Source organism: Kineococcus sp. TRM81007 (assembly GCF_022669155.1).
GTDB lineage: Bacteria > Actinomycetota > Actinomycetes > Actinomycetales > Kineococcaceae > Kineococcus.
On sequence record NZ_JALBVB010000022.1, the window covers coordinates 1 to 4,191 of the forward strand.

At 78.2% G+C, this 4,191-nt stretch carries 3 protein-coding genes; all 3 read right to left on the reverse strand.

Annotated features, from left to right (window positions below; all coding sequences use genetic code 11):
- Nucleotides 1–1,350 (reverse strand): peptidoglycan recognition protein (locus tag MN205_RS00775; RefSeq protein WP_242123355.1); only part of this gene is annotated, 1,350 nt, incomplete at its 3' end.
- Between the two features lie 180 nt (nucleotides 1,351–1,530).
- On the reverse strand, nucleotides 1,531–3,165 hold the full coding sequence (locus MN205_RS00780) for a glycosyltransferase family 39 protein (protein WP_242123357.1): 1,635 nt from the start codon (nucleotides 3,163–3,165) through the stop codon (nucleotides 1,531–1,533).
- A gap of 31 nt (nucleotides 3,166–3,196) precedes the next feature.
- A complete protein-coding gene (locus tag MN205_RS00785; protein WP_242123359.1) occupies nucleotides 3,197–3,952 on the reverse strand; it encodes a decaprenylphospho-beta-D-erythro-pentofuranosid-2-ulose 2-reductase in 756 nt (251 codons plus the stop codon).
- Between the last annotated feature and the right edge of the window lie 239 nt (nucleotides 3,953–4,191).

Consider the following 4,191-nt stretch of genomic DNA (forward strand, 5'->3'; position numbering starts at 1 on the left):
GCCGAGCTGGGCGTACTTGGTGTCCACGGCGCTGGGGCCGTTGCCGGTGGCGCCGGCCATGAGCTGGGCGACGCGGGTGCGCAGGGAGTCCATCTTGGTGAAGGCGGCGTCGCCCGGGCAGGCGGTGTAGCCGACGTCGCGGTGGGCGTTGATGGTGCGCAGGGTGACGGTGGTGCCCTTGGCGTAGCGGGCGGTGCCGCCGCCGGCGCTGGTCAGGCGGGTGGAGCCCTTGGGGTCGACGCCGTGCAGGGCCAGCTTCCAGGCGATGACCTGCGCGACGGACTCCAGGGCGGCGGCCGAGGGAGCGGTGCGCGAGTGGTCGCCCATCATGGACACCCCGAAGGTGTCGATGTTGAAGCCGCCGGCGTGGGCGCCGACCACGGGGCGGGTGGTGCCGCCGGCGCGGCCTTCCCAGATGCCGCCGAAGCGGTCGACGACGAAGTTGTAGCCGAGGTCGGCCCAGCCGAGGGTGACGGTGTGGTAGCGGTACATGCCGCGGATGACGGCGGGGACCTCGGCCTGGGTGTAGCTGCCGGGGTCGGCGGTGTGGTGCACGACGGCGGCCTTGATGGTGCTGCTGTAGGAGGCGGAGGACTTGCGCAGGGTCTCGTCGGCGCCCCAGGCGCTGCGCGAGCGGATGGCGGGCTGAGCCAGGGTCACCCGCTCCTGCGCCGCCAGCAGCTCGCGCACCTGCTCCGCCTGCGCGCCCCCGACCACGGCCCCCGCCGCGCCGACGGCACCCACCGCACCCGCCGAGGCGGCCGCGTCGGCCTCGCCCGCACCGGGGTCCACCACCTCCAGGCGGGCCGCGCCCGCCTCCGCGGCGCGCAGCCGCACCTGCACCTCAGCCTCGCCCAGCTCACCCGTCCACAGCGGCTCCGTGGCCAGCACGCCCGCACCGCCGGCGTCGTCGGGGGCGTCGTCCACCAGCGACAGCGGCGTCCAGGCGCCCCACTCGCCACCCGCCCGGCGCACCCGCACCGACACCGGCCCGGGGTCCTCCCCGGCCGCGGCCGGTGCACCGTCGCGCAGCACCACGCCCAGCAGGCTGCCGCCGGCGACGTCCACGGTGATCTCCGCCAGCTCCGCGGCACCGGCCGCCCCCGCCGCCCCGGTGGGAGCCGCGCCCACCGCACCTCCGCCCGGGGCGGTGCGCAGCAGCGGCTCCGCCGCCCGGCGGCCGCCGGCCAGCGGCAGCGAGCGGGTCGAGCCCGTCACCGGCAGCGGCAGCGCCGAGGCGCTCGTGAGGCCCGAGGCGCTCACGGCGGCCGGGGCCGCCTGCGCCGCGGGGGCCACCAGCAGCGTCAGCAGTCCCGCACCGGTGCCGGCCAGGGCGGCGCGGCGGCTCACCGGGGCCGCACCGCGGCGGGGGGCCTGGGGGGTCCGTCGTCGCAGCGGGTCAGGGGTCATCGCCGGGGCGCTCCGTCCGTCGGGTTCTCGGGGCCGCCGGTCGGCGACGCTCCACCAGGGACGAAAGCTAGACGAGAGTGGAGGCGATGTGAACGACGGGCGGTAAACCGGTGAGCCTCCTCACGCGGCCAGCGAGGCTCCCGGGGCGTCGTGCGAGACGTACAGGCGCACCCCGAACGCGCGCAGGTGCCGCTCCTGCGCCAGCCGGAAACCGCCCTGCAGCAGCCGCACCGTCTCGCGGTCCTGCGCGCTCGCCGTCACCAGCGGCCCGGCCCCGCCGACCACCCACACGCGGTGCACGCCCTCCAGCGCCCCCGCCAGCTCCTCCGGCGGCACCGGCGTGCCCACCAGGGTGGCCGACGACGCCGCCGGCTCCGCCAGCGCCAGGTCCCGCAGCCCCGCGAACGCGTCCGGGTACAGCTGCGTCAGCACCCGGTAGCGGTACTCGCCGTCCGGCACGAACAGCAGCCCGTCGCCGGGGCGGGCGCGCTCGGCGACGTGCGCCGCGGCACCGCGCAGGTCCTCGGCGTGCCCCAGCTCCGGGTCGCGGAACACCAGCTGCATCCGCAGCCCCGCCAGGGCCGTGCCCGCCACCAGCACCACCGCCACCGCCGCGGGGACCGCCCGCACCCACCTGCGCCGGGCGCGCGGTGCGCGCGGCAGCGCCGCGGTCACCGCCGCCGCCAGCAGCAGGCACGTGCCCGGTGCCACCACCACCAGGTAGCGCGTCGTCCACAACGGGTGCACCTGGGAGAGCAGCCACAGCGCCGGCACCGGCGCCGCCCCCCACAGCAGGCCCACCGCCAGCAGCGCCCGCGAGCGCGCGCGCCACACCGCCACCGCCACCGCCACCGCCGCGATCGCCACCGTCACCGGCGAACCCAGCGCGAACACCACGTGCTCACCCAGCAGCCCCGGCGGGGGAGGGCGCAGGAACGCCACCTGCCCCTGCTGGGTGCTCTGCGCCGCCAGCAGCGGCGCCGCCAGCAGCATCCCCGCGCCCGCGGCCACCGCGCCCCGGCGCCGCACCGGCCGCCCCTGCGCGCCGCGCCCGGACAGCAGCAGCCACCCGGCGTGCGCGGGCAGCACCATCAGGGCCAGCGTGTTCAGCGCCGCCAGCAGCGGCAGGCTCAGTGCGTACGCCACCCACCAGCCGCGCCGCGGCGAACCGCTGGCGCGCACCAGCAGGTAGGCGGAGGCGGTCGCCACCAGGGTCGCCAGCGCGTACGGGCGCGCCTCCTGCGCGTACCGGCTCACCAGCGGCGTCGCCACCCACAGCGCCGCCGCCGTCGCGCCCACCAGCCGCGCGGTGCGCGGCCCGGCACCCACCAGCGCCAGCCGCCGGCCCAGCCCGTGCAGCAGCGGGGCCGTCGCCGCCGCCGCCAGCACCGACGGCCAGCGCGCCTGCTCCACCGTCGCCGAGGAGCCGAACAGGGCGTGCACGAGGAAGTAGAACGGCGCGTGCACCAGGTCCACGTCCTGCACCAGCCGCCAGACCTGCTCCGCCGAGCGGCGCGCCACCGCGACCGTGACCGCCTCGTCGCGCCACGGGCTGGGCACGCCCACCCGCCAGGCGAAGACCACCAGGGCCACCAGGCCCGCCACCAGCCCCACCAGGACGTCCGGCGACCGCGAGGACGGGCGGGCCCGCACCACCGGCCGCGCCGGCGCCGCCGGGTGCCACCGCGCGCGCGGGACGCGCGAACCCAGCCGCTGCGCACCTGCCTGCGTGCTCAGATCCGCTCCGTTCGTCACCGACCCCGGGACCGCCCGGCGCGCGCAGCCGTCACAGCGGCAGCCTGCGGAACACGGGCGCCGGGACGTGGCGCAGGGCCGACATCACCCAGCGCATCGGCTCGGGAGCCCACACGGTCTCCTTGCCGGTGCGCACGGCGTCGACGGCGACCTCCGCCACCTGCTCCGCGGACACGGACAGCGGGGCCGCCTTCAGCCCCTCCGTCATCTTCGTGGTGACGAAGCCGGGGCGCACCACGACGACCCGCACGCCCGACGGGCGCAGCGCCTCGCGCAGCCCCGTGAAGAACGCGTCGAAGCCGGCCTTGGAGGAGCCGTAGACGAAGTTGGAGCGGCGCGCGCGCTCGCCCGCCACCGACGACAGCGCCACCAGCACGCCGTGGCCCTGCGCGCGCAGCCGCTGCGACAGCAGCACGCCCAGGCGCACCGGCGCGGTGTAGTTCACGGTCGCGACCAGCTCGGCGGCGTCCGCGTCCTGCCAGGACTCCTCGTTGTCGCCCAGCACCCCGAACGCCAGCACGGTCACGTCCACGTCGCCGGCCTCGAACGCCTCGGCGACGACCCGCTCGTGCGAGGCGGTGTCGGTGGCCTCGAAGTCCACGGTGCGCACCGCGTGCCCGCGCCGGTGCAGGCGGTCCACGGCCGCGTCGCGGCGCTCGCCCGGGCGGGCGGCCAGCGTGACCTCCAGCGGGCGCTGCGGGCTCAGCCGTTCCACGACGGCGAGGCCGATGTCCGAGGTGCCGCCGAGCAGCAGCACGGAGCGGGGGTTGCCGAGGGCGTCGATCACGGAGCGTCTCCAGGGCGGTCGGGAGGCAGGCGCGGCGGACCGGCCGACCCCGCCGGCCCGCCGTGGTCCGGGCACCCGGACAGCCGTTCGACCCTAGCAACGCCGACGCCGGGCCCCCGCGCCGCGAACGCGGCCCCCGCGCGACCAGTGCCGGAGGCCTGCGACCGCCCTCAGACCGAGCGGGTCTCGCCGGCGCGGTCGCGGTAGGCGGCGCGCACGTCCCCGGCCGCGGCGGTGCG